Origin of the sequence: Mycobacterium sp. (assembly GCF_039583785.1) — a bacterium.
Lineage (GTDB): Bacteria > Actinomycetota > Actinomycetes > Mycobacteriales > Mycobacteriaceae > Mycobacterium.
This window is the reverse complement of the sequence record NZ_JAVKSG010000001.1, coordinates 120,650-140,232: the sequence shown is the minus strand read 5'-3', so window position 1 is coordinate 140,232 and position 19,583 is coordinate 120,650. Positions and strand designations below refer to the sequence as shown.

The window sequence follows — 19,583 nt, the reverse complement described above, 5'->3', positions numbered from 1 at the left end:
CGGCACGCCCGCACCCGCTAGCTGCAGGTAGCGAGCACCAGTTCACGCACCCGCGCGGCGTCGGCCTGACCCTTGGTGGTTTTCATCACCGCGCCCACGATCGCACCGGCCGCCTGCACCTTGCCGCCGCGAATCTTCTCGGCGACATCGGGATTGGCTGCCAGCGCTTCGTCCACGGCGGCTTGGATCAGCGAATCGTCGCGCACCACAGCCAAACCGCGCGCAGTCATCACCTGTTCGGGTTCGCCCTCGCCGCCCAGCACGCCCTCGACCACCTGGCGGGCCAGCTTGGTGGTCAGCTTGCCGTCGTCGACCAGCGCCACCACCGCTGCGACTTGGGCCGGGCTGATGGGCAATTCGTCGAGTTCGACGCCGACCTCGTTGGCCTTTTGCACCAGGAAGTTCCCCCACCAGGCCCGCGCCTGCTCGCTGGAGGCGCCTCGCTCGACGGTCGCGATGACCAGTTCCACGGCGCCGGCATTGACCAGATCGCGCATCACCTCGTCGGAAAGACCCCAGTCCTGCTGAATCCGATTGCGGCGCAACCACGGTAGCTCAGGGATGGTTGAGCGCAGCCGCTCCACGAGCTCGCTGCTAGGCGCGACCGGCTCGAGGTCAGGCTCGGGAAAGTAGCGGTAGTCCTCCGCGGTTTCTTTGGTGCGACCCGAGCTGGTGAAGCCATCTTCGTGAAAGTGCCTGGTTTCCTGGATGACTCGTCCACCGGAGGCCAGAACTGCACCCTGGCGCCGCATCTCGTAGCGGACGGCGACCTCGACGCTCTTGAGAGAGTTGACGTTCTTGGTTTCGCTGCGAATACCGAACTCGGTGGCGCCGATCGGCTTCAGCGACACGTTGGAGTCACAGCGCATCGAACCTTGATCCATCCGGACGTCGGAAACATCCAACGCACGCAACAGGCCTCGCAATGCGGTGACGTAGGCGCGGGCAATCTCCGGTGCCCGCTCGCCGGTGCCTTCGATCGGCTTGGTGACGATCTCGATCAGCGGCACCCCGGCCCGGTTGAAATCGGCCAGTGACGACGTCGCGCCGGCGATGCGGCCGGTGTCGCTGCCCAGGTGGGTCAGCTTGCCGGTGTCCTCCTCCATGTGGGCGCGCTCGATGTCGATCCGCCAGGTGCTGCCGTCGTCGAGCGGAACGTCGAGGTAGCCGTTGATGGCGATCGGCTCGTCGTACTGCGAGATCTGGTAGTTCTTCGGCTGGTCCGGATAGAAGTAGTTCTTGCGGGCGAACCTGCCCCACGGCGCGATGTCGCAGTTGAGCGCCAGCCCGATCCGGATGGCCGATTCGACGGCGGCCTCGTTAAGTACGGGCAGCGAGCCGGGCAGGCCCAGGCACACCGGGCAGACGTGCGTGTTGGGCTCGGCGCCGAACTCGTTGGCGCAACCGCAGAACATCTTAGTGGCGGTGGAGAGCTCGACGTGCACTTCCATGCCGAGCACCGGGTCGTAGCGCGCGATCACATCGTCGTAGTCGAGCAGTTCACCGCCGGCCGCACTGGGAACGCTGGCAGGAGAAGTCATGCACCAGATCCTAAGCGGCCGGCTAGCCGAAGAAGGCCGCGGCGTCGTCGTAGCGACTCTGCGGGACCAGCTTCAGCTGGCGCACCGCATCGGCCAGCGCCACCCGGCCGATGTCTTGGCCGCGCAACGACACCATCTGCCCGTATTCACCAGCGTGCGCGGCGTCGGCGGCGTTGACGCCGAACCGGGTCGCCAGGACACGGTCGTAGGCGGTCGGTATGCCGCCGCGCTGGACGTGGCCGAGCACCGTCACCCGGACGTCTTTGTTGATCCGCTTCTCCACCTCGATGGCCAACTGTGCGGCCACGCCCGTGAATCGCTCGTGGCCGAATTCGTCGGTGCCACCTTCGGCCAGCTTCATCGACCCTTCGGCCGGCTTGGCGCCCTCGGCCACCACACAGATGAAGTGCGAGTCGCCGCGCTGGAAGCGCCGCTTGACCAGCCGACATACCTCGTCAATGTCGAAAGGCTGCTCGGGGATGAGAGTCATGTGCGCGCCGGACGCCAACCCGGAGTTGAGCGCGATCCAACCGGCGTGCCGGCCCATCACCTCCACCAGCATCACCCGCTGGTGCGACTCGGCCGTGCTGTGCAGCCGGTCGATGGCGTCGGTGGCTACCATCAACGCCGTGTCATGGCCGAAAGTCACGTCGGTGCAATCGATGTCGTTGTCGATGGTCTTGGGCACACCGACGACGGGCACGTTCTCCTCGGACAGCCAGTGCGCGGCGGTCAGTGTGCCTTCGCCGCCGATCGGGATGAGCACGTCGATGCCGTTGTCATCCAGCGTCTGCTTGACCTGGTTCAGGCCGGCCCGTAGCTTATCGGGATTGACCCGGGCGGTGCCGAGCACCGTTCCGCCCTTGGCCAGCAGGCGATCGTTGCGATCGTCGTTGGCCAGTTGGATGCGCCTGTTCTCCAGCAGCCCGCGCCAGCCGTCCTGAAATCCGACTACCGACGACCCGTAACGGGACTCGCAGGTGCGCACCACCGCCCGGATGACGGCGTTGAGGCCAGGACAGTCGCCACCGCCGGTGAGAATTCCAATCCGCATGCGTCCATCTTGCCCCGTAACAGCCCGGGCGGCAGCCGATCGCGTCTGGCTCAGATGGCCGACGGCAGCGCTCCCCGAGCGGCCTCGTAGGCGGCCCCAACCCGATAGAGCCGGTCGTCGGCCAGCGCCGGCGCCATGATCTGCAGCCCGACCGGCAGGTTGTCGTCGTCGGACAATCCCGACGGCACCGACATTCCGCAGTGTCCGGCCAGGTTCAACGGCAGCGTGCACAGGTCGAACAGATACATCGCCAGCGGATCGTCGACCTTCTCCCCCAACGGGAATGCCGTCGTCGGCGTGGTCGGCGAAACCAGCACGTCCACGGTTTGATACGCAGCGTCGAGGTCGCGGGCGATCAATGTCCGCACCTTCTGCGCCTGGTTGTAGTAGGCGTCGTAGTAGCCGGCCGACAGCGCGTAGGTGCCGATCATGATGCGCCGCTTGACTTCCGGCCCGAACCCGGCAGCCCGGGTCAATGCCATCACCTCTTCGGCGCTGTGGCTGCCGTCGTCGCCGACGCGTAGCCCGTAGCGCATCGCGTCGAAACGGGCGAGGTTGCTGGACACCTCCGACGGCAGGATCAGGTAGTAGGCGGGCAGCGCGTGATCGAAATGGGGACAGTCGACTTCGGACACGTCGGCGCCGAGCGCGGTCAGCTGCTCGACTGCCGTGTTGAACGACGCGAGCACACCGGGTTGATAGCCCTCGCCGCGCAGTTGCTTGACCACGCCGACCCGTACGCCCTTGAGATCGCCTGCGGCGCCGGCCCTCGCAGCGCCGACGATGTCGGGCACCTCGGCCTCGATGGAGGTGGAGTCGCGTGGGTCATGCCCGGCGATCACCTGGTGCAGCAACGCCGTGTCCAGGACCGTGCGCGCACACGGTCCGCCCTGGTCGAGCGACGACGCGCAGGCCACCAGGCCGTAGCGCGACACCGTGCCGTAGGTGGGTTTGACGCCGACGGTCGCGGTCAGCGCAGCCGGCTGGCGGATCGAACCGCCGGTGTCGGTGCCGATGGCCAACGGCGCCTGGAATGCCGCCAGCGCGGCGGCGCTGCCGCCGCCGGAGCCGCCGGGCACCCGGTCGGTGTTCCACGGGTTGCGGGTCGGGCCGTAGGCAGAGTTTTCCGTCGACGAGCCCATCGCGAACTCGTCCATGTTGGTCTTGCCCAGGATCGGGATGCCGGCCGCGCGCAGCCGCGCGGTCACCGTCGCGTCGTACGGCGAACGCCAGCCCTGCAGAATCTTCGACCCGCACGTGGTGGGCATGTCGATGCTGGTGAAGACGTCTTTGAGGGCCAGCGGAACGCCGGCCAGCGCCGAGGCCGGCTGCTCCCCGGCGGCCAGCGACGTGTCGACGGCGGCCGCGGCTGCCAGCGCCGCGTCGGTGGCAACATGCAGGAATGCTGCGTATCGCCGGTCGGTCGCCGCGATCTGGTCCAGGAATGCCTGGGTGACCTCGGTCGACGACAGCTCCCTGGCCCCGATCTTCGCGGCCAGCGTGGCGGCGTCCAGCCGGATGATGTCGGTCATTGCGGTTCCCCGAGGATCTGCGGGACGACGAAGCGACCGTCGAGGGCTTCGGGTGCCTCAGCCAGTGCCTGCTGCTGGGTCAGGCACGGCGCGGTCTGATCTGGCCGGGTGACGTTGACGGCCTTGAGCGGGTTGTCGGTCGGTTCGACGCCGGCGACATCGACGGCCTGGATCTGGCCGACGTGGGTCAGGATGGCGTCGAGTTGACCGGCGTAGCTGTCCAGCTCATCGTCGGTCAAGGCCAGGCGGGCCAACCGGGCCAGGTGGGCCACCTCGTCGCGGGAGATCTGGGACACGACTGCAAATCCTAGCCCGGCGACGATGCGGCCCGGGACGGTCGGGCCGCCGACATGCCGAGCGCGCGCCGCTGTGAAACAGTGTGGCGTGTCGTCCTATCTGCTCCGCGTCCAGCTGGCCGATCGACCAGGCAGCCTCGGCTCGCTGGCCGTGGCCCTGGGATCGGTCGGCGCCGACATCCTTTCGCTGGATGTCGTGGAGCGCGGACCCGATTACGCCATCGACGATCTCGTGGTCGAGCTCCCTGCCGGCGGCATGCCCGACACGCTGATCACGGCGGCCGAGGCCTTACAGGGCGTACGGGTGGACAGCCTGCGGCCGCACACCGGATTGCTGGACGCGCACCGCGAGCTGGCGCTGATCGACCACGTCGCCGCCGCGGGCGACATCACCGCCAAGCTGAAGGTGCTCGTCAGTGAGGCGCCGCAGGTGCTGCGGGTGAGCTGGTGCACGGTGCTGCGGAAGTCCGACGACGGATTCCAGCGCACCGCCGGTAGCCCCGGGGCGCCGGAAACCCGCCTGAGCGATGTGCCGTGGATGCCGATCGAGCACGCCACCGCATTGGACGCCACCGAAGACTGGGTGCCGCAGGTCTGGCGCGACCTGGACACCACATTGATCGCGGCTCCGCTGGGCTCCACCGACACCGCGGTGATGCTCGGCAGGCCGGGCGGCCCGGCGTTCCGGCCATCGGAAGTTGCCCGGCTGGGCTACCTGGCCGGGATCGTCGGGACGCTGCTGCACTGATCGTCCCGGCAGACGGGGTATTCGTCGGATGTAGCGCGGCAAACCTGGGCAAGCACGGCATCGACTTTGCTGCGGCGCAGTCCATTTAGCGGGATACGCACCGCATCGAGGTTCCGTCCCGGACGACAGATGAGCCGAGGTGGATGGTGATCGGTCGGATTGAGGGCCGATGTTGGTCAGCAGTGGTGACCTACCGAGAGCGAACAGGCCCGGATCATCTCGGTACGTCGCTCACGAGAAAGCGAGGTGGCGATTTATGAAGGCTAAGGAGTTCGACGAGCGGTTCGACGCCGGCGAGGACATGGCCGGCGTCTTGGATACGGCACGTGCGCGGCGCCCCGGCGAGGAACACCGGCGGGTCAACGTCGACTTCCCGGCATGGATGATCGCCGAACTCGACCGCGAAGCCACCCGCCTCGGAGTCACCCGCCAGTCACTGATCAAGGTCTGGATCGCCGAAAAACTCGACCGCGGCGATCACAGCGCAGCGTGACCAACTCTCCAACGTCATCGCTGCGGCGGGCGCGCCACCAACGTGGGCGGTCACGGCTGTCGCGGCGAGACCTGTTCCCACCAGTTGATGGTGTCACCGTCGGTGGTCATCCGATCGAGGATGTCGGCGATCACCTCGACGTGTGCTCCGCCACCGCCGGACCAGCAGAATTTCCACAGCTCATGGGCCGCCCGATGGTAGTGGTGGATCGTCTCATCGACGGTGTAGGCGTCGACCTCACCGGCACGGTAGCGATCGATCGCACTCGCAATATGTTCGATGAGCTCACCGAGCCGCGCCTGGTGATAGCCGGCCACGGCTTCTCGGGCCGCGCGGCGTTGAGCCTTCGTTCCCACAGCGAGACGATATCCACCACCGGCGCCGCCTGCTCCCGCTGACCGCGGCCGGTACGGTCCTGCACAATGTTGGTCAGCGACCTCAACCATTTCCTGGACATGCCTGACGACGCCCCGGTCCCGCACATCGCCTGGCAGGTACTGGAATAGCCCAGCGTGTATATCGCCTGCGAGATATAGCTACGGCGCTATAATGGGTCAGTGTCGGATGAAGATGATCAGCCGTGGCACATAGAACTGAGCGGGGAGGTAGACGAGTGGTTGCAGGCGTTGCCGGTGAAGGCCAAGGCGCAGGCGATCCGGGCGCTGGATCTGCTTGCCGAACATGGCATCTCGTTGCGGATGCCGCACAGCCGCAAACTCGACGACCAGTTGTGGGAGTTGCGGTTTCGGTGCGAGCGGGTAAATCAGCGTATTACCTACACGGTGGAACCCGCGCGGCGCGTGATCACGATGACGACGTTCCGCAAGCAGCGCAGCAACGAGCGCAGGGAAGTGCAGCGGGCACGCAACGTGCTACGCCGCCGGCAAGGCAAGGGGTGAGCCAATGAGCAGCTACAGCGACCGCCGCGATCAGCTTGTGGCCGAACTAGGCCCCGAGGACCGGGCCGTGTTTGACGAGGCTTACGCGACCGCGGGTCTGGCGATGGAACTGGCTGAGACCGTCTATCGTGCCCGTGAGGTCGCCGGGCTCACCCAGGCCGAACTGGCCCGCAAGATGGGTACCACGCAGTCGGCGATCGCCGCCATCGAATCCGGCGCTCGCACCCCAACCGTCGAGCTGCTCGAACGCCTCGCCCGCGCCTGCGGGCAGCGACTCACTATCCGTATCGACGCCGCCTAACCAACAGGTAAAACAGGCGTCGGGTCATGATACGGCCGAGCTGGCGTTGAGGACTTTGCCTAGGTGCCGGTAGATGGTGGGCCGGGTTGCGCCGAGCTCGGTCGCGATCTCGGCAACGGTGTAGCGACGTTTTCCGTCGTCGTCGAGCTCGGCGTACATGGCCTGAGCCAATGCCACTTGTCGCGGCCCCAGTTTGGGTTTCTGTCCGCCGGTGCGGCCGTGGGCACGCGCGGCCGCCAGGCCGTCCATCGTGCGCTCAGACATCAATGCGTGTTCGAATTCGGCTACGGCGCCGAGGATTTAGAAAAACATACGGCCGATGGCGGTCGAGGTGTCGATGTCCTGGTCGAGCACCACCAGATCCACGTCGGCGACGTGTAGGCGCTTGGACAACTCGATGAGGTGTTCCAATGACCGGCTTAGCCGGTCGAGTTTGGTCACCACCAGCTGATCGCCGGCCCAGTTGGCTGAAAGCAGGGCTTTGTCCAACTCCGGTCGGCGGGCCAGCTTGCCCGACGCCTTGTCGAGGAAAATCTGATCACAGCCCGCCGCGGTGAGCGCGTCGTGTTGGGCGCAGTCGAACGTCAGGGCACGTGGACAATTGTGCGGGAGCCGTTTGCCCAGAACGCACTCAACTCGTGCATCGCGGTGTCGTGAGTGATCAGCCAGTGCCCGCCCTGATTGACTAGCACAATCGGCGCGGGATAGGTGCGCTGGTAACTGTTTCCCCCGGTGGACACGGTGGCGCCTGCGAAGTTGTTTGGTGCGGCCTGGATGTCGGTCACTATGAACGGTAGGGGCAGCGCGGGGCCTTCGATCTTGTGTAGGTGATCGTCGATTGTCCCAGCTTCCTCAGGGGTGAATCCAGGCGTGACGATGTTTCCCTTGTTCGCTGCGGGAATGTTCGGGTCAGTTAGCTCAGCCATGATTGCGACGACCTGATCGACGGTTGGTACAGGTCCAGCACACGCGGGTTGTTCGGGGTCTCCGCAGTCCGCATGAGCAGTTCCAGGTAGGGCCACGCCGGCAAGGGCAAGCACCGTCGCTATAACAGCGGTCTTCATACGCGCACTGTAGTTGCGTTAGCTGGCAGCTATCTGGCTTGCTGAGCGTATCGGTAACGATCGTTACCGAAACACCCCGCTGCTGTGAAAACGGGGCTGATTTGAGGGATCGTGGCAGGGTGAATTCTCGACCTCCTCGACCCAACTGGTGCGTGGCAACCGAAGTCGATTACGACTCCACCATCATCGGCGGTACACGCGAACTCATCGACCAACTCTGCGCATCCGAGACGATCGAGGTCCTACAGATCCCGCCCGACGCCCCATACGAAGATCACCTAAACGCTTAACCGGTCCACCGGTCGTCGACACCGACATCGCACGTAAGGCCGGCGTGAGAGCGTCAATAGTATTTGCACGTAGATTTGGCTAGAATTCATGTATGAGTGCTGTGCCACTGGGTGAGGCCCGCGACCGACTATCGGAGTACGTCGCCGATGTCGAACGCACCCACGAACGGGTCACGATCACGCGACATGGCCACCCGGCCGCCGTACTAATCTCCGTCGATGATCTCGCCTCCATCGAGGAAACCTTGGAAATTCTCGGCAGCCCCGACGCCGTGCAAGCGATCCGGGAGGGGCAGGCCGACGTCGCGGCCGGTCGATTTGCCGACAATGACGAGATCAAAGCCCGCTACGGCGTTGCGTGAGCGAGCCTTACCAGATTCAGATCACCGCTCGTGCTGCCCGGGATTTACAGCGCCTACCGGAGAAGGTCGCGACGGCCTGCGTCGCATTCATCTTCGGCCCGCTCGTCGAGAACCCCAGGCAGGTCAGCAAGCCCCTTCGTGACGAGTTGGTCGGCCTGCGATCTGCCCGCCGCGGTGACTATCGGGTCGTCTACGCCATCGTCGAAATCACACGCCGAATAGAAATCATGCACGTCGACCGGCGCAGCGACGTCTACCGATAGCAAGATGTGGGTTGCACTCGGGCTAACCGTTCCGCTGGGTCGCAGACAAGACGGACAAGCCAGCCGAGATCCGTCAAACCCCTCTGGCATTTGAGACAGGAACTGCTCGATGCCAATTCGACACAAACGAGACAGGAACACAAAAATTGGTCAGCAGACGCCTTCGAGCGAGAAGTGATGGGCTGATATCTGCAGGTGGTTCCGCATGTACAGCCGATGAGCCGCCGCCCGATCGCTTCCCACGCCCGAATCCAGATGGACCCCTTCGCATTGGCGACGTTTGGCATCAGCGATTACCCACCGCATCAGTTCATCGGCCGATCCGTTGCCACGTGCTGCCTCCAGCGTGCTGACATCGTCGATGTACATGTAATGCCCCCACGCTGTTGACCACAGCTCTCGAAAACCAACGACTGATACCGCTCCATCCGACGAATCTTGGAACACGCCGGCCAGCCGATAGCCAGTCGGCCGCAGCCGGGTGTCAATGAAGTCGATAACGGCGTCGGCAGTCTTCCAGCGAGGCCTCAGCACGAGCATTGCCTCGGCAGCTTCCGCGTTTTCGCCTTCCATAATTTCGCGTATCTGAGCCATGGTCTGAAGTCGATCATGTGGGACAGGAACTGATCAACTTCATTTCTCTCCAAACGAGACACGGCGTGCGTCGATTTGGGGTGCAAGGGCTTATGGCGTGCGCCCTGACTGGTGAGCACCGTGGACAGGATCGAACCTCGTTGGAAGTCTCCAGAAAAGCCGGGAGAACCTCCTGGCCGTGACAGCGTGGCTCGGTAACGTTTCAGGTAGCAGGGGGAATGAACCGTCCGAGAGGCGAAAGGACCGTGCTCACAGTGATTGCGTTGGTCTCGCTGCCGCCGTGGCTACGCACGACACGCGCAGTACTCGCTGGAGTGGCCGCGCTTGCCGGCGCACTAATGATCGTCGGACCCGCGCTGCCGAGCCACGTCGTCGCCCCCTGGCGGACAACTATTGTCCCCAGCAAATTTCAAGCAGCGGTTGACGATGCTTTCGCGGCGGGCAACTCAGGCTGTCTGTGCTCACACCTGCGCCTGCGCCTGTCTCAGATCTGAAAAGCCTGTTGGTGGCCACCGCCTTGGTGGCACCGCAGGTCCAGCATTCCGGTGCGGGGTCGGGGTACTGAGTCGGCTGTTAGGGTGGCCGCGACGCAGGGCAGCCGTCGTCGATATTTGAGCGTTTGACGGCTCCGCGTTACGGCGTTACCTTGACGCGAGCTTGGAAAAGCACATATTGTCCGCGCTCCTGTCACAGGGCGCGCTGTTGTGGGGGGCTCACAGATGGCTGGTAAGAAGCGCGCCGCGGAACAGCACCGATCACGGAACGCCAAAGCGCGTCGTCGCGTGCTCGGTCTGGGGACCGGCGCCGGGGCGGTGCTGGCATTCGGGATGGGTCCGCTGGTCACCGCGCCCGCAGCCCACGCCGACATCCTCGACTCGATCCTCGACCCGATCATCCAGCCACTGGTGGATGCCTCCACGGCAGCCGCCGCTGCGCTCAGCGCGGGCACTGCCGGCTTAGATGGTCTGGCGGTGCTGGATCCGTCGTCGGCCGTTGATGTGGCCAGCGCCAGCGGCTTTGGCTTAAGTGGCATTGATTCGGCGTTGGCCGTGCCCGCCGAGCCGCTGGCTGCTCTGAGTGCGTCTGTTGATCCGGGCGCGGCGGTGGCCGCGGCGTCGAGCGCGTCTGTCGATCCGGCCGCGGCGTCGTCGTTGGCGGCTTTCGATGAGTCGGTCAACAGTTCCCTGGAAGCTTTCATCAATACGCCATCCGGTATGCAGTTCGCCACCGAGATCAATACGTTGTTCGGGTCTGATCTGATCGGCAACGGTGCGGCCGGAACAATGGCCGACCCCACGGGCGGCGCTGGCGGGTCGCTGTTCGGCGACGGTGGAGCCGGCTTCGACGCCAGCGGTGACCCCGGTGTGGCCGGCGGTGACGGGGGTACGGCGTCGGGCATGTTCAGTATCGGCGGTGCCGGCGGTGACGGTGGCGCCGGCGCTGATGGTGGTGCCGGTGGTGCGGCGACCGGGTCGTTCGATATCGGCGGCGCGGGCGGTGCTGGTGGTGCCGGCGCTGTTGGTGGTGCCGGTGGTGCGGCGACCGGCACGGACGGCGTCGACGGCGTGGCCGGCCCGGCCGGCCCGAGCGTGGTGGCCACCGTCAATATCAGCAACCTCGGGGCTGGGCCGATTGGGGTGGCGATATCAAACACCGGTCCCGACGCCGGCGACATCTACGTCACCAATGCTGCCGGCACGGTGTCGGTAATCGACCCCACCACCAACACGGTCGTATCCACCATAGATGTGGGCGGTGACCCGCTCGGGGTGGCGGTGGCTCCCACCGGTGCCGACGCCGGCGACATCTACGTCACCGACTTCGGTGGCTACGACGTGTCGGTGATCGACCCCGCCAACAACGACATGGTGACCACTATCGGCGTCGGCGGCGACCCGTATGCGGTGGCGGTGTCACCCACCGGTCCCGAGGCCGGCGACATCTACGTCGCCAACGCCGCCAACAACGACGTGTCGGTAATCGACCCCACCACCAACACCGTGGTGGCCACCACCGGCGACGTCGGCAGCCTCCCGGATGCGCTAGCGGTGTCACCCACTGGTCCCGAGGCCGGCGACATCTACGTCACCAACGAAGACAGCGGCAACGTGTCGGTGATCAACCCCACCACCAACACCGTCATTGACACCATCGGCGTCGGCAATGCCCCGCAAGGGGTGGCCGTGGAAACCACCGGCCCCGACGCTGGCGACATCTACGTCACCAACGCCGGCGGCGACGACGTGTCGGTAATCGACCCCACCACCAACACCGTCCTTGACACCATCGGCGTCGGCAACGGTCCGGATGGGGTGGCCGTGGAAACCACCGGCCCCGACGCCGGCGACATCTACGTCACCAACGAAGGCAGCGACACCGTGTCGGTGATCGACCCCACCACCAACACCGTCATTGACACCATCGGCGTCGGCAACGGTCCGATTGGGGTGGCCGTGGAAACCACCGGTCCCGAGGCCGGCGACATCTACGTCACCAACGCTGTCGGCAACACGGTATCGGTGATCACGCCGTAGCCGGTTTGAACGGCTCTGCCGGCGCCGTCGGCCTGTGATCGCTCCCGGCGACATCACGGCCCGCCGCGACAGCGACCAGGAGCGCTACGTCGTTGTCCTTACAAACACGATTCACCTCACAGCCGCCACAGGACGAGTCATTACCGGCCCCTTCGTTCCCGGCCAAATGCCCAGCGGAACAATGGCAATGATCGTCACTGTTCAGCAACCCGAAGGCGCTGTGCTGCCCGAGCTGGTCCAGTGGCTTCCAGTCGCGGACCTTGATGAGCGGATAGGAAATGTCGGGACCACCGCACTGCACGACACAACCGCGATCGTCACCGCGCTGATGACCTGACCGGCCGCGCCGGACATCACCTGCCCGGCCCGCTGGCTGATCGGCTGCCGGTAAGTCGATCTCATACAGCTGAGGGTTTGCCGAGACAACGCCCGCGGCCCGGCGTGCTGCCTGACCGCGAAGTGGGTGCAGTTTCAGCTGGATTCCGAAGGCCCCTCCGCCAACAGCTTGCGAAACCCATCCTCATCGAGGACGGGCACCCCGAGTTCGACCGCTTTGTCGTACTTCGATCCGGGAGAATCGCCGGCGACCAGGTAGTCGGTCTTCTTCGACACCGAACCGGCGGCCTTGCCACCGCGGGTCAGGATCGCCTCCTTGGCATCGTCGCGGGAGAACCCGGCCAGTGAGCCGGTGACAACGATCGTCAACCCCGCCAAGGTGCGCGGCACGCTGGTGTCGCGCTCGTCGGCCATCCGCACCCCGGCCGACCGCCACTTGTCCACGATGCGGCAGTGCCAGTCGACGGTGAACCACTCGGTCACCGCGTCGGCGATCGTCGGGCCGACGCCCTCGACCGCGGCCAGTTGCTCCGACGATGCGGATCTGATCGCGTCGAGGCTGCCGAACTCGGTGGCCAGCGCCCTTGCCGCCGTCGGCCCGACGTGGCGAATCGACAACGCCACCAACACCCGCCACAGCGGTTGCTTCTGGGCGGTGTCCAGATTGGCCAAGAGTCGCTTGCCGTTGGCGGACAACGTGCCGGCTTTGGTGGTGAACAAGTCGGTCCGCAAGAGCGCGTCTTCGGTGAGACTGAAAAGATCACCCTCGTCCCCGATCACCTGTGCTTTCAGTAGCGCGATCGCGGCCTCGTAGCCGAGCCCTTCGATGTCGAAGGCGCCGCGGCCGGCGACATGGAACACCCGCTCCCGCAACTGTGCCGGGCAGGACTGCGAATTGGGACAGCGGAGGTCGGCGTCGCCGTCCTTCGCCGGCGCCAAGGTCGTGCCGCATTCGGGACACGTTGTGGGCATGACGAATTCGCGCTCGGAGCCGTCGCGCAGATCGACGACCGGACTTAGCACTTCGGGGATCACATCGCCGGCCTTGCGGAGCACCACCGTGTCGCCGATCAGCACGCCCTTGCGCTTGACCTCCGCGGCGTTGTGCAGGGTGGCCAGGCCGACCGTCGACCCCGAGACGGTGACCGGCGTCATGAACGCGAACGGCGTCACCCGTCCGGTCCGGCCGACATTGACCCGAATGTCGAGCAGCTTGGTCTGCACCTCTTGCGGCGGGTATTTGTAGGCGATCGCCCACCGGGGCGCCCGCGACGTCGAGCCGAGCCTGCGCTGCAATGTCACGTCGTCGACTTTGACTACCACCCCGTCGATTTCGTGGTCGACGTCGTGGCGGTGCTCACCCCAGTAGCCGATGCGATCCAGAGCGCCGGCCGCGTTGTCCACCCGGGCGGTGTGACCGGAGACCGGCAGGCCCCAGGCCGCCAGCGCCTGATAGGCGTCGTGCAGGGTGCCCGGTCGATAGCCCTCGATGTGCCCCAATCCGTGGCAGATCATCCGGAGTTTGCGACGGGCTGTGACGGCGGGATCCTTTTGCCGCAGCGAACCCGCCGCGCTGTTGCGCGGGTTGGCGAACGGCGACTTGCCGTTCTCAACGAGCGCGGCGTTGAGTGCCTCGAAATCGTCGAGCCGGAAGAACACCTCGCCGCGCACTTCGAGGACGTCGGGCACCGGGTGGTCGTCGCTGGGCGTCAGCCGTTCGGGCACATCGTCGATGGTGCGCGCGTTGAAGGTGACGTCCTCGCCGGTCCGCCCGTCGCCGCGGGTCGCAGCCCGAACCAGTCGGCCGTTGCGGTAGACCAAACCCAAAGCGACACCGTCGATCTTGAGCTCGCAGAGGAACGGAACGTCGGCGCCGACTTCGGCGTGAACGCGGCCCGCCCACAGGTCGAATTCCTCGGCGCTGAACACGTTGTCCAGCGACAGCATTCGCTCCAGATGGTCGGCCGAAGTGAAATCCGTGGCGAAACCGGCGCCGCCGACGAGTTGGGTCGGTGAATCGGGCGTGCGGAGTTCGGGGTGGTCGTCCTCGAGTGCGCACAGGCGGCCCAGCAGTGTGTCGAAGTCCGCGTCGGAGATGATCGGCGCATCGCGCACGTAGTAGCGGAATTGGTGTTCGCGCACCTCGTCGGCCAGCTCGCGCCAGGTACGACGCACCTCAAACGGAACCGGATCAGCCTCGGGTGAACTCACCTCGGCAGGCTATCGGAGCGCGCCGACAGCACCGCGCGGCTAGCTGCGGTAGAGGTCGGGGAACTCCGACCTGAGCGCGCCGAGCTTGGGCAGGTCGTTGGCGACGATGTACGGATTGTTCGGGTGCAGGTCGAAAAAGTTCTGGTGATAGGCCTCGGCGGGAAAGAACTGGGCGCCCGGCGTCACGGTGGTGACAATCGGCGCGGGGAAGGCGCCCGCCGCGTTCAGCTGAGCGATGTATGCTTCGGCGATCTTCTGCTGGTTGTCGTCCTGGGTGAAGATCACCGAGCGGTACTGAGGACCGATGTCGGGGCCTTGGTAGTTGAGTTCGGTCGGGTCCTCGACGACGCCGAAAAACACCCGCAGCAGCCGGCCGAAGGTCACCTGCGTCGGGTCGTAGGTGATCCGGACCGACTCGGCGTGCTTGGTGGTGCCGCTGCTGACCGTGTCGTAATCGGCGGTCGACTTGTCTCCCCCGGCGTACCCGGACGTGGCCGCCGTCACGCCTTTGACGTGCTGGAAAACGCCCTGCACACCCCAGAAGCAGCCGCCGGCCAGCACCACGGTCTCAGTCTTGCGGCCGCCGGCCGTGGGCTCGTCGACGGTTGGAGCCGGAAGAGCGCTTGCCGCCGTCCCGCTCGCGGACGGCATCGCCGGGGATCGGACCAGGAACGCCGCGGCGGCAAGACCGATCACGGCCAGCCAACTCGCCAGGACCACCCGTCGACGACCGGATCCGCTTGTGCCATTCATCGTGGTGTCCTCTCCCCAGTGACCGCCAGGATATCGCAGTCACGTGAACGGCGCCGGGACGTCAATTCGGCCCAGACTGCTTCAGCGCGGCGAAGAGTTCGCCAAAGGGGTCATCGGTGACCATCAACAGCATGATGAATATCGATGCGCCGTAGCACTTTTCGTATTTACCGAGCATCTCTTGAACGTCGGGTGAGGACATCGGGCAACGCTAACCGCGCTCAGATGGCATCCGGATCGTCGGCGAAGCCCTCGGCGACGCGGCGGACCAAGCCGATGGCGGTGCGCGCCCACTCCGGGGTCGCACCCGCGAGTCCGCACGCGGGGACGATACCGATGCGATCCCGCAGCACCGACCGACTGAAGCCGATCCGGTCGGTGATGGCCACGACGCTGGTCGCGACCTCTTCGAGCGCGGCGTGACGGGCCGGTGCGCTGGACGGCACCACACCCAACATGACGACCCGTCCCGATTCTACGAATTCGCCGACCGCCTCCAGATCGGCTGGCTGCAACGTTGCCGCGTCTACCGATACTGCGTCAATATTGCAGCGCTGCAGAATTTTCCAGGGAATCGACGATGCGCAGCTGTGCACCGAAACCTCGGCGCCGGCCGCGGACGCACAGACGTCGAGGATCGTGGTGGCACGCGACTCGTCGATGGCGGACACCGGGCTCAGCGCGGTCACTCCGGTCAGGTGACCGGCGAGTGCCGCGGGCAGCGACGGCTCGTCGAACTGCACGACCACCGGCGTATCGAGTCGACGAGATACCGATGCCCGGTGGGCGGCGACCCCCTCGGCCAGTGAGGCGGCGATGTCGGTGAGCGCGCCGGGATCGGAGATCGCGCGATGTCCGTTGGACAGTTCCAGCTCGGCGGCAAGCGTGATCGGCCCCGGCGCCTGAACCTTCACCGGCCGCCCGCTGCCGCGCAGGCCCGCCACCTCCCAGGCCTCTTCCAGCGCGTCGATGTCCTCGGCGAGCAGGCTGACCGATCGTCGGGTGACCGCGCCGGGGTGAGCCGACAGCCGGTAGCCACGCGGGACGGTGTCGATGGCGATGTCGACGAGCAGAGCGCCGGCGCGGCCGATGATGTCGGCGCCCACTCCCCTGCTGGGCAGTTCGACCAGATGGGCCATTGCCGCACCCAATTCGCCAACGACGACCTCGGCTGCGGGTCGCGCGGCCGCTCCGGGCCAGGATCCGATGCCGGTGGCTGTTGCGAAAACACTCACCGGAGAACCGTATTCGATTGCGTCTCGCACGAGTGGCGCGAGGTCGGGTCGGCACGATTACGCTTGAGGGTCACGATGACCAAACGACGGCTGGCCCTGTGTGCGGCGGCTCTGCTGGCCACGGCGTGCACTCGCGTGGTCGGCGGAGCCGCGACGACGGAATCGGGTCTCGAGCCCGACGGATTCGACGTCGGGCGGGTGCTGCTCGATCAGTCGCGGATGCAGGCGATCACCGGCGGCGGCGAGTATCTGACGATCATCCCGTCGATGGATGCCACTTCCCCGGTCGACATAGACACCCTTGCGCAGACCGCGCCACCGGCATGCCGCTTCGTCTACGCCGAGACCGCGACGTTCGGACCCGACGTCGAGGCGTTCCACAAGACCACCTTTCAAGATCCACCACGCGGCGGCATCATCTCGGAAGGTGCCGCGGCGTATCGCGACGGCGATACCGCTCGACGCGCGTTCGGGGCGTTGGTGGCCACTGTCCGCAACTGCGCGGGCAGTTCGGCCGGCGACGGCCTGATCGGCGACTGGAGCGCCGACGACCGGTCGCTGCAGACCCGGCCCGGCGACTGCGGGCGCGATTACCGGCTCAAGTCCCTGGTGCTGATGGAGGTCACGTACTGCGGGTTTCCGGATTCGGTGTCTGCGATCGTCATCTCGAACCTCGCCGGCAACGTCCCGGGCTAGTGTTCGCGCGCCGAGCGCGCACCGGGGGCGGATTAGCGGCCGCATTCTCCCCGTGGTTTCACGTTGGGCGAGAGCGTAGGACGGGAAAGAGTCACGCCGCCGAAGCGATGGTGGCGCTGGCGAGCACCTCGTCGCCGTCCGGGTCGCGGCGGTACAGCACCAGCGTCTGCCCCGGCGCCACCCCGCGCAGCGGAGTCCGCAGTCGCACCGCCAGCTGCTCGCCGGCCAATCGCGCTTCGGCATCGACGGTTTCGCCGTGTGCCCGCACCTGCACCGCGCAGTCGATAGGTCCGTCGGGAGCGGCGCCCGCGGTGAACACCGACTGGAGGCCGGTCAGCTGCCAGACCTCCAGTTCGGCCACCGAGCCGACCTGGACGGTGCCGCTGTCGGCGTCGATCGCGGTGACGTAGCGCGGCCGGCCGTCCGGCCCCGGGCCGGCGATCCCCAGCCCCTTACGCTGGCCGATGGTGAAGCCGTGCACGCCGTCATGGGTGGCCAGTACGGCACCGCCCCGGTCCACCACCGAACCGCGGCGCACTCCGATGCGCTCACCGAGAAACGCGCGGGTGTCGCCGGAGGGGATGAAGCAGATGTCGTGACTGTCCGGCTTCTCGGCGACCGACAGGCCGCGGCGGGCCGCCTCGGCGCGGATCTGCGACTTGGGGGTGTCGCCGATCGGAAACACCGCGTGCCGCAACTGCTGCGCAGTAAGCACCGCGAGCACGTAGGACTGGTCTTTGTCGGCATCGACGGCCCGGCGCAGCCGCCCGTCCGCGAGCCGGGCGTAGTGGCCGGTGGCGACCGCGTCGAACCCCAGGGCTAGCGCGCGGGCGGCCAACGCGGAGAACTTGATTCGTTCGTTGCACCGCACACACGGGTTCGGGGTTTCACCGCGGGCATAGGACGACACGAAGTCGTCGATCACGTCTTCTTTGAACCTGTCGGCGAAATCCCAAACATAGAACGGGATTCCGAGCACATCCGCGACTCGTCGGGCGTCGCCGGCGTCCTCCTTGGAGCAGCAGCCGCGCGAGCCGGTGCGCAGGATGCTCGGGGCGTGCGACAGGGCCAGATGCACGCCGACCACGTCGTGGCCGGCGTCGACCATGCGCGCGGCGGCGACCGACGAGTCGACGCCGCCACTCATCGCGGCGAGCACCTTCATCGCCAAGCCCCCGCGGCGGCAAGTGCTGCCTGCCGTGCGCGCGCCACGGCACCGGGCAGCACCGCCAGGGCGGCGTCGACGTCGGACTCGACGCTGGTGTGCCCCAGCGACAGTCGCAACGATCCGCGGGCACTGGCGGGGTCGACCCCCATCGCGATCAGCACATGCGACGGCTGGGCGACCCCGGCGGTGCACGCCGACCCGGTTGAGCATTCGATTCCGTTGGCGTCCAACAACATCAACAACGCATCACCTTCGCAGCAATCGAAGGTGAAGTGTGCGTTACCGGGTAGCCGTCGGGCACCGGTGGCGCCGTTGAGCCGGGTGTCTTCCACGGCGTCCAGCACCCCGTCGATGAGTCGGTCGCGCAACAGCCGGAGCCGTGCATTGTTGGCGTCCAATCCGTCGACGGCAACCCGTAGCGCGGTCGCCATGCCGACTGCGGCGGCGACATCGGGTGTGCCGGAGCGGATGTCACGCTCCTGGCCGCCGCCATGCGACAACGGCACGCAGGTGACGTCGCGGCGCAGCAGCAGCGCGCCCGCACCGACCGGGCCGCCGAACTTGTGTGCGGCCACGCTCATCGCGGACAACTGTGTAGCCCCGAAGTCGACCGGCAGCTGGCCCACCGCCTGAACCGCGTCGCTGTGCATGGGGACGTCGAATTCGGCTGCGATAGCGGCGAGTTCGTCGATCGGCATGATGGTGCCGACCTCGTTGTTGGCCCACATCACGGTGACCAGCGCGACGTCGTCGTGGCGTTCCAGCGCCGCACGCAGCGCCGCACCGGACACCGACCCGTCGGCGCTGGTGGGCAGCCAGGTGACCTCGGCGCCTTCGTGTTCGGCCAGCCAGTTCACCGCGTCCAGCACGGCGTGGTGCTCGACCTCGGTGGTGATGATGCGGCGGTGGCCTGGCTCGGCATCGCGGCGCGCCCAGTAGATGCCCTTGACGGCGAGATTGTCGCTCTCGGTGCCACCGGCGGTGAAGATCACCTCGGACGGGCGGGCACCGAGCTTAGCCGCGATCAGCTCGCGGGCCTCCTCGGTGCGCCGGCGCGCGAGGCGCCCGGTGGCGTGCAGCGACGAGGCATTGCCGACAGTGCCCAGGACAGCCGTCATCGCCTCGACGGCAGCGGGGTGCATCGGGGAGGTGGCGGCGTGATCCAGGTACACCATGACCTGCCCAGGATAGCGAGGCCGCTCGGCGACGATGC

General features: G+C 66.5%; 24 protein-coding genes. 9 read left to right on the top strand and 15 right to left on the bottom strand.

Annotation, left to right across the window (positions count from 1 at the left end; translation table 11 throughout):
• Positions 1-17 precede the first annotated feature (17 nt).
• Genes gatB through gatC form a run of 4 tightly spaced genes read right to left on the bottom strand, consistent with a single transcriptional unit; the run spans position 18 to position 4,423 of the window.
• A complete protein-coding gene (gene gatB, locus ABDV69_RS00715) occupies positions 18-1,541 on the bottom strand; it encodes an Asp-tRNA(Asn)/Glu-tRNA(Gln) amidotransferase subunit GatB (protein WP_343571416.1) in 1,524 nt (507 codons plus the stop codon).
• A gap of 22 nt (positions 1,542-1,563) precedes the next feature.
• Positions 1,564-2,595: an ATP-dependent 6-phosphofructokinase gene (locus ABDV69_RS00710; RefSeq protein WP_343571414.1), complete on the bottom strand. Its 1,032-nt coding sequence runs from the start codon at positions 2,593-2,595 to the stop codon at positions 1,564-1,566.
• A 50-nt stretch (positions 2,596-2,645) separates the two neighbouring features.
• Positions 2,646-4,127, bottom strand: coding sequence for an Asp-tRNA(Asn)/Glu-tRNA(Gln) amidotransferase subunit GatA (gatA, locus tag ABDV69_RS00705; RefSeq protein WP_343571413.1), 1,482 nt, complete (start codon positions 4,125-4,127; stop codon positions 2,646-2,648).
• Entirely contained in the window at positions 4,124-4,423 is a 300-nt protein-coding gene (gatC, locus tag ABDV69_RS00700) for an Asp-tRNA(Asn)/Glu-tRNA(Gln) amidotransferase subunit GatC (RefSeq protein ID WP_343571411.1), read from the bottom strand. The genes gatA and gatC overlap by 4 nt, the downstream gene beginning before the upstream one ends.
• 88 nt (positions 4,424-4,511) lie before the next feature.
• On the opposite strand from gatC, the gene ABDV69_RS00695 reads away from it, so the two are divergent.
• Positions 4,512-5,171, top strand: a complete 660-nt coding sequence (locus ABDV69_RS00695) for an amino acid-binding protein (protein ID WP_343571409.1) — start codon at positions 4,512-4,514, stop codon at positions 5,169-5,171.
• Between the two features lie 256 nt (positions 5,172-5,427).
• Positions 5,428-5,664 carry a CopG family transcriptional regulator gene (locus tag ABDV69_RS00690; RefSeq protein ID WP_343571408.1) on the top strand — a complete coding sequence of 79 codons (237 nt, stop codon included), beginning with the start codon at positions 5,428-5,430 and terminating at the stop codon, positions 5,662-5,664.
• 50 nt (positions 5,665-5,714) lie between these two features.
• On the opposite strand, the gene ABDV69_RS00685 is transcribed toward ABDV69_RS00690, so the two are convergent.
• The gene (locus tag ABDV69_RS00685; RefSeq protein ID WP_343571407.1) at positions 5,715-6,020 is read right to left on the bottom strand and encodes a hypothetical protein; all 306 of its coding nucleotides are present in this window, start codon (positions 6,018-6,020) and stop codon (positions 5,715-5,717) included.
• A 201-nt stretch (positions 6,021-6,221) separates the two neighbouring features.
• On the opposite strand from ABDV69_RS00685, the gene ABDV69_RS00680 reads away from it, so the two are divergent.
• Both ABDV69_RS00680 and ABDV69_RS00675 read left to right on the top strand, forming a co-directional pair.
• Positions 6,222-6,563: a type II toxin-antitoxin system RelE/ParE family toxin gene (locus ABDV69_RS00680; RefSeq protein WP_343571405.1), complete on the top strand. Its 342-nt coding sequence runs from the start codon at positions 6,222-6,224 to the stop codon at positions 6,561-6,563.
• Positions 6,564-6,567: 4 nt separating this feature from the next.
• Positions 6,568-6,864: a helix-turn-helix transcriptional regulator gene (locus ABDV69_RS00675; protein ID WP_343571404.1), complete on the top strand. Its 297-nt coding sequence runs from the start codon at positions 6,568-6,570 to the stop codon at positions 6,862-6,864.
• Between the two features lie 24 nt (positions 6,865-6,888).
• On the opposite strand, the gene ABDV69_RS00670 is transcribed toward ABDV69_RS00675, so the two are convergent.
• The 3 genes from ABDV69_RS00670 to ABDV69_RS00660 are packed head-to-tail and all read right to left on the bottom strand — an operon-like array spanning position 6,889 to position 7,928.
• Positions 6,889-7,128, bottom strand: a complete 240-nt coding sequence (locus ABDV69_RS00670) for a hypothetical protein (protein ID WP_343571402.1) — start codon at positions 7,126-7,128, stop codon at positions 6,889-6,891.
• Positions 7,129-7,164: 36 nt separating this feature from the next.
• The gene (locus ABDV69_RS00665; RefSeq protein ID WP_343571580.1) at positions 7,165-7,452 is read right to left on the bottom strand and encodes a recombinase family protein; all 288 of its coding nucleotides are present in this window, start codon (positions 7,450-7,452) and stop codon (positions 7,165-7,167) included.
• Complete coding sequence (locus ABDV69_RS00660; RefSeq protein WP_343571400.1) at positions 7,449-7,928, bottom strand: hypothetical protein; 480 nt, start codon at positions 7,926-7,928, stop codon at positions 7,449-7,451. Before ABDV69_RS00660 ends, ABDV69_RS00665 begins: the two co-directional genes overlap by 4 nt.
• 382 nt (positions 7,929-8,310) lie before the next feature.
• Here ABDV69_RS00660 and ABDV69_RS00655 point away from each other — a divergent pair, with 382 nt between their 5' ends.
• The gene (locus tag ABDV69_RS00655; protein ID WP_343571399.1) at positions 8,311-8,580 is read left to right on the top strand and encodes a type II toxin-antitoxin system Phd/YefM family antitoxin; all 270 of its coding nucleotides are present in this window, start codon (positions 8,311-8,313) and stop codon (positions 8,578-8,580) included.
• Positions 8,577-8,843, top strand: a complete 267-nt coding sequence (locus ABDV69_RS00650) for a type II toxin-antitoxin system RelE/ParE family toxin (protein ID WP_343571398.1) — start codon at positions 8,577-8,579, stop codon at positions 8,841-8,843. Before ABDV69_RS00655 ends, ABDV69_RS00650 begins: the two co-directional genes overlap by 4 nt.
• 150 nt (positions 8,844-8,993) lie before the next feature.
• Here the strand turns inward: ABDV69_RS00650 and ABDV69_RS00645 are convergent, their stop codons facing one another.
• A complete protein-coding gene (locus tag ABDV69_RS00645) occupies positions 8,994-9,437 on the bottom strand; it encodes a GNAT family N-acetyltransferase (protein ID WP_343571396.1) in 444 nt (147 codons plus the stop codon).
• A 719-nt stretch (positions 9,438-10,156) separates the two neighbouring features.
• Here ABDV69_RS00645 and ABDV69_RS00640 point away from each other — a divergent pair.
• Complete coding sequence (locus ABDV69_RS00640; RefSeq protein ID WP_343571395.1) at positions 10,157-11,971, top strand: YncE family protein; 1,815 nt, start codon at positions 10,157-10,159, stop codon at positions 11,969-11,971.
• Between the two features lie 34 nt (positions 11,972-12,005).
• Positions 12,006-12,308: a toxin gene (locus ABDV69_RS00635; protein ID WP_343571393.1), complete on the top strand. Its 303-nt coding sequence runs from the start codon at positions 12,006-12,008 to the stop codon at positions 12,306-12,308.
• Positions 12,309-12,442: 134 nt separating this feature from the next.
• On the opposite strand, the gene ligA is transcribed toward ABDV69_RS00635, so the two are convergent.
• From ligA to ABDV69_RS00615, 4 genes are all read right to left on the bottom strand, one after another.
• Positions 12,443-14,518, bottom strand: coding sequence for an NAD-dependent DNA ligase LigA (gene ligA, locus ABDV69_RS00630; RefSeq protein WP_343571392.1), 2,076 nt, complete (start codon positions 14,516-14,518; stop codon positions 12,443-12,445).
• Between the two features lie 39 nt (positions 14,519-14,557).
• Complete coding sequence (msrA, locus tag ABDV69_RS00625) at positions 14,558-15,271, bottom strand: peptide-methionine (S)-S-oxide reductase MsrA (protein ID WP_343571390.1); 714 nt, start codon at positions 15,269-15,271, stop codon at positions 14,558-14,560.
• 61 nt (positions 15,272-15,332) lie between these two features.
• Positions 15,333-15,473 carry a hypothetical protein gene (locus ABDV69_RS00620; RefSeq protein ID WP_343571389.1) on the bottom strand — a complete coding sequence of 47 codons (141 nt, stop codon included), beginning with the start codon at positions 15,471-15,473 and terminating at the stop codon, positions 15,333-15,335.
• 19 nt (positions 15,474-15,492) lie between these two features.
• Complete coding sequence (locus tag ABDV69_RS00615) at positions 15,493-16,506, bottom strand: methionine synthase (RefSeq protein WP_343571387.1); 1,014 nt, start codon at positions 16,504-16,506, stop codon at positions 15,493-15,495.
• A gap of 75 nt (positions 16,507-16,581) precedes the next feature.
• On the opposite strand from ABDV69_RS00615, the gene ABDV69_RS00610 reads away from it, so the two are divergent.
• Positions 16,582-17,202: a sensor domain-containing protein gene (locus tag ABDV69_RS00610; RefSeq protein ID WP_343571385.1), complete on the top strand. Its 621-nt coding sequence runs from the start codon at positions 16,582-16,584 to the stop codon at positions 17,200-17,202.
• A 91-nt stretch (positions 17,203-17,293) separates the two neighbouring features.
• Here ABDV69_RS00610 and mnmA read toward each other — a convergent pair whose 3' ends face one another.
• Together mnmA and ABDV69_RS00600 are read right to left on the bottom strand one after the other, a co-directional pair.
• Positions 17,294-18,367, bottom strand: coding sequence for a tRNA 2-thiouridine(34) synthase MnmA (gene mnmA, locus ABDV69_RS00605; protein ID WP_343571383.1), 1,074 nt, complete (start codon positions 18,365-18,367; stop codon positions 17,294-17,296).
• Positions 18,364-19,545: a cysteine desulfurase family protein gene (locus tag ABDV69_RS00600; RefSeq protein WP_343571381.1), complete on the bottom strand. Its 1,182-nt coding sequence runs from the start codon at positions 19,543-19,545 to the stop codon at positions 18,364-18,366. Before ABDV69_RS00600 ends, mnmA begins: the two co-directional genes overlap by 4 nt.
• Between the last annotated feature and the right edge of the window lie 38 nt (positions 19,546-19,583).

Bases quoted from the DNA above. Each gene is read 5' to 3' on its own strand.
- gatB (WP_343571416.1), bottom strand. From the start codon at position 1,541: ATGACTTCTCCTGCCAGCGTTCCCAGTGCGGCCGGCGGTGAACTGCTC.
- ABDV69_RS00710 (WP_343571414.1), bottom strand. From the start codon at position 2,595: ATGCGGATTGGAATTCTCACCGGCGGTGGCGACTGTCCTGGCCTCAAC.
- gatA (WP_343571413.1), bottom strand. From the start codon at position 4,127: ATGACCGACATCATCCGGCTGGACGCCGCCACGCTGGCCGCGAAGATC.
- ABDV69_RS00690 (WP_343571408.1), top strand. From the start codon at position 5,428: ATGAAGGCTAAGGAGTTCGACGAGCGGTTCGACGCCGGCGAGGACATG.
- ABDV69_RS00675 (WP_343571404.1), top strand. From the start codon at position 6,568: ATGAGCAGCTACAGCGACCGCCGCGATCAGCTTGTGGCCGAACTAGGC.
- ABDV69_RS00670 (WP_343571402.1), bottom strand. From the start codon at position 7,128: ATGTCTGAGCGCACGATGGACGGCCTGGCGGCCGCGCGTGCCCACGGC.
- ABDV69_RS00660 (WP_343571400.1), bottom strand. From the start codon at position 7,928: ATGAAGACCGCTGTTATAGCGACGGTGCTTGCCCTTGCCGGCGTGGCC.
- ABDV69_RS00655 (WP_343571399.1), top strand. From the start codon at position 8,311: ATGAGTGCTGTGCCACTGGGTGAGGCCCGCGACCGACTATCGGAGTAC.
- ABDV69_RS00645 (WP_343571396.1), bottom strand. From the start codon at position 9,437: ATGGCTCAGATACGCGAAATTATGGAAGGCGAAAACGCGGAAGCTGCC.
- ABDV69_RS00640 (WP_343571395.1), top strand. From the start codon at position 10,157: ATGGCTGGTAAGAAGCGCGCCGCGGAACAGCACCGATCACGGAACGCC.
- msrA (WP_343571390.1), bottom strand. From the start codon at position 15,271: ATGAATGGCACAAGCGGATCCGGTCGTCGACGGGTGGTCCTGGCGAGT.
- ABDV69_RS00620 (WP_343571389.1), bottom strand. From the start codon at position 15,473: ATGTCCTCACCCGACGTTCAAGAGATGCTCGGTAAATACGAAAAGTGC.
- ABDV69_RS00610 (WP_343571385.1), top strand. From the start codon at position 16,582: ATGACCAAACGACGGCTGGCCCTGTGTGCGGCGGCTCTGCTGGCCACG.
- mnmA (WP_343571383.1), bottom strand. From the start codon at position 18,367: ATGAAGGTGCTCGCCGCGATGAGTGGCGGCGTCGACTCGTCGGTCGCC.
- ABDV69_RS00600 (WP_343571381.1), bottom strand. From the start codon at position 19,545: ATGGTGTACCTGGATCACGCCGCCACCTCCCCGATGCACCCCGCTGCC.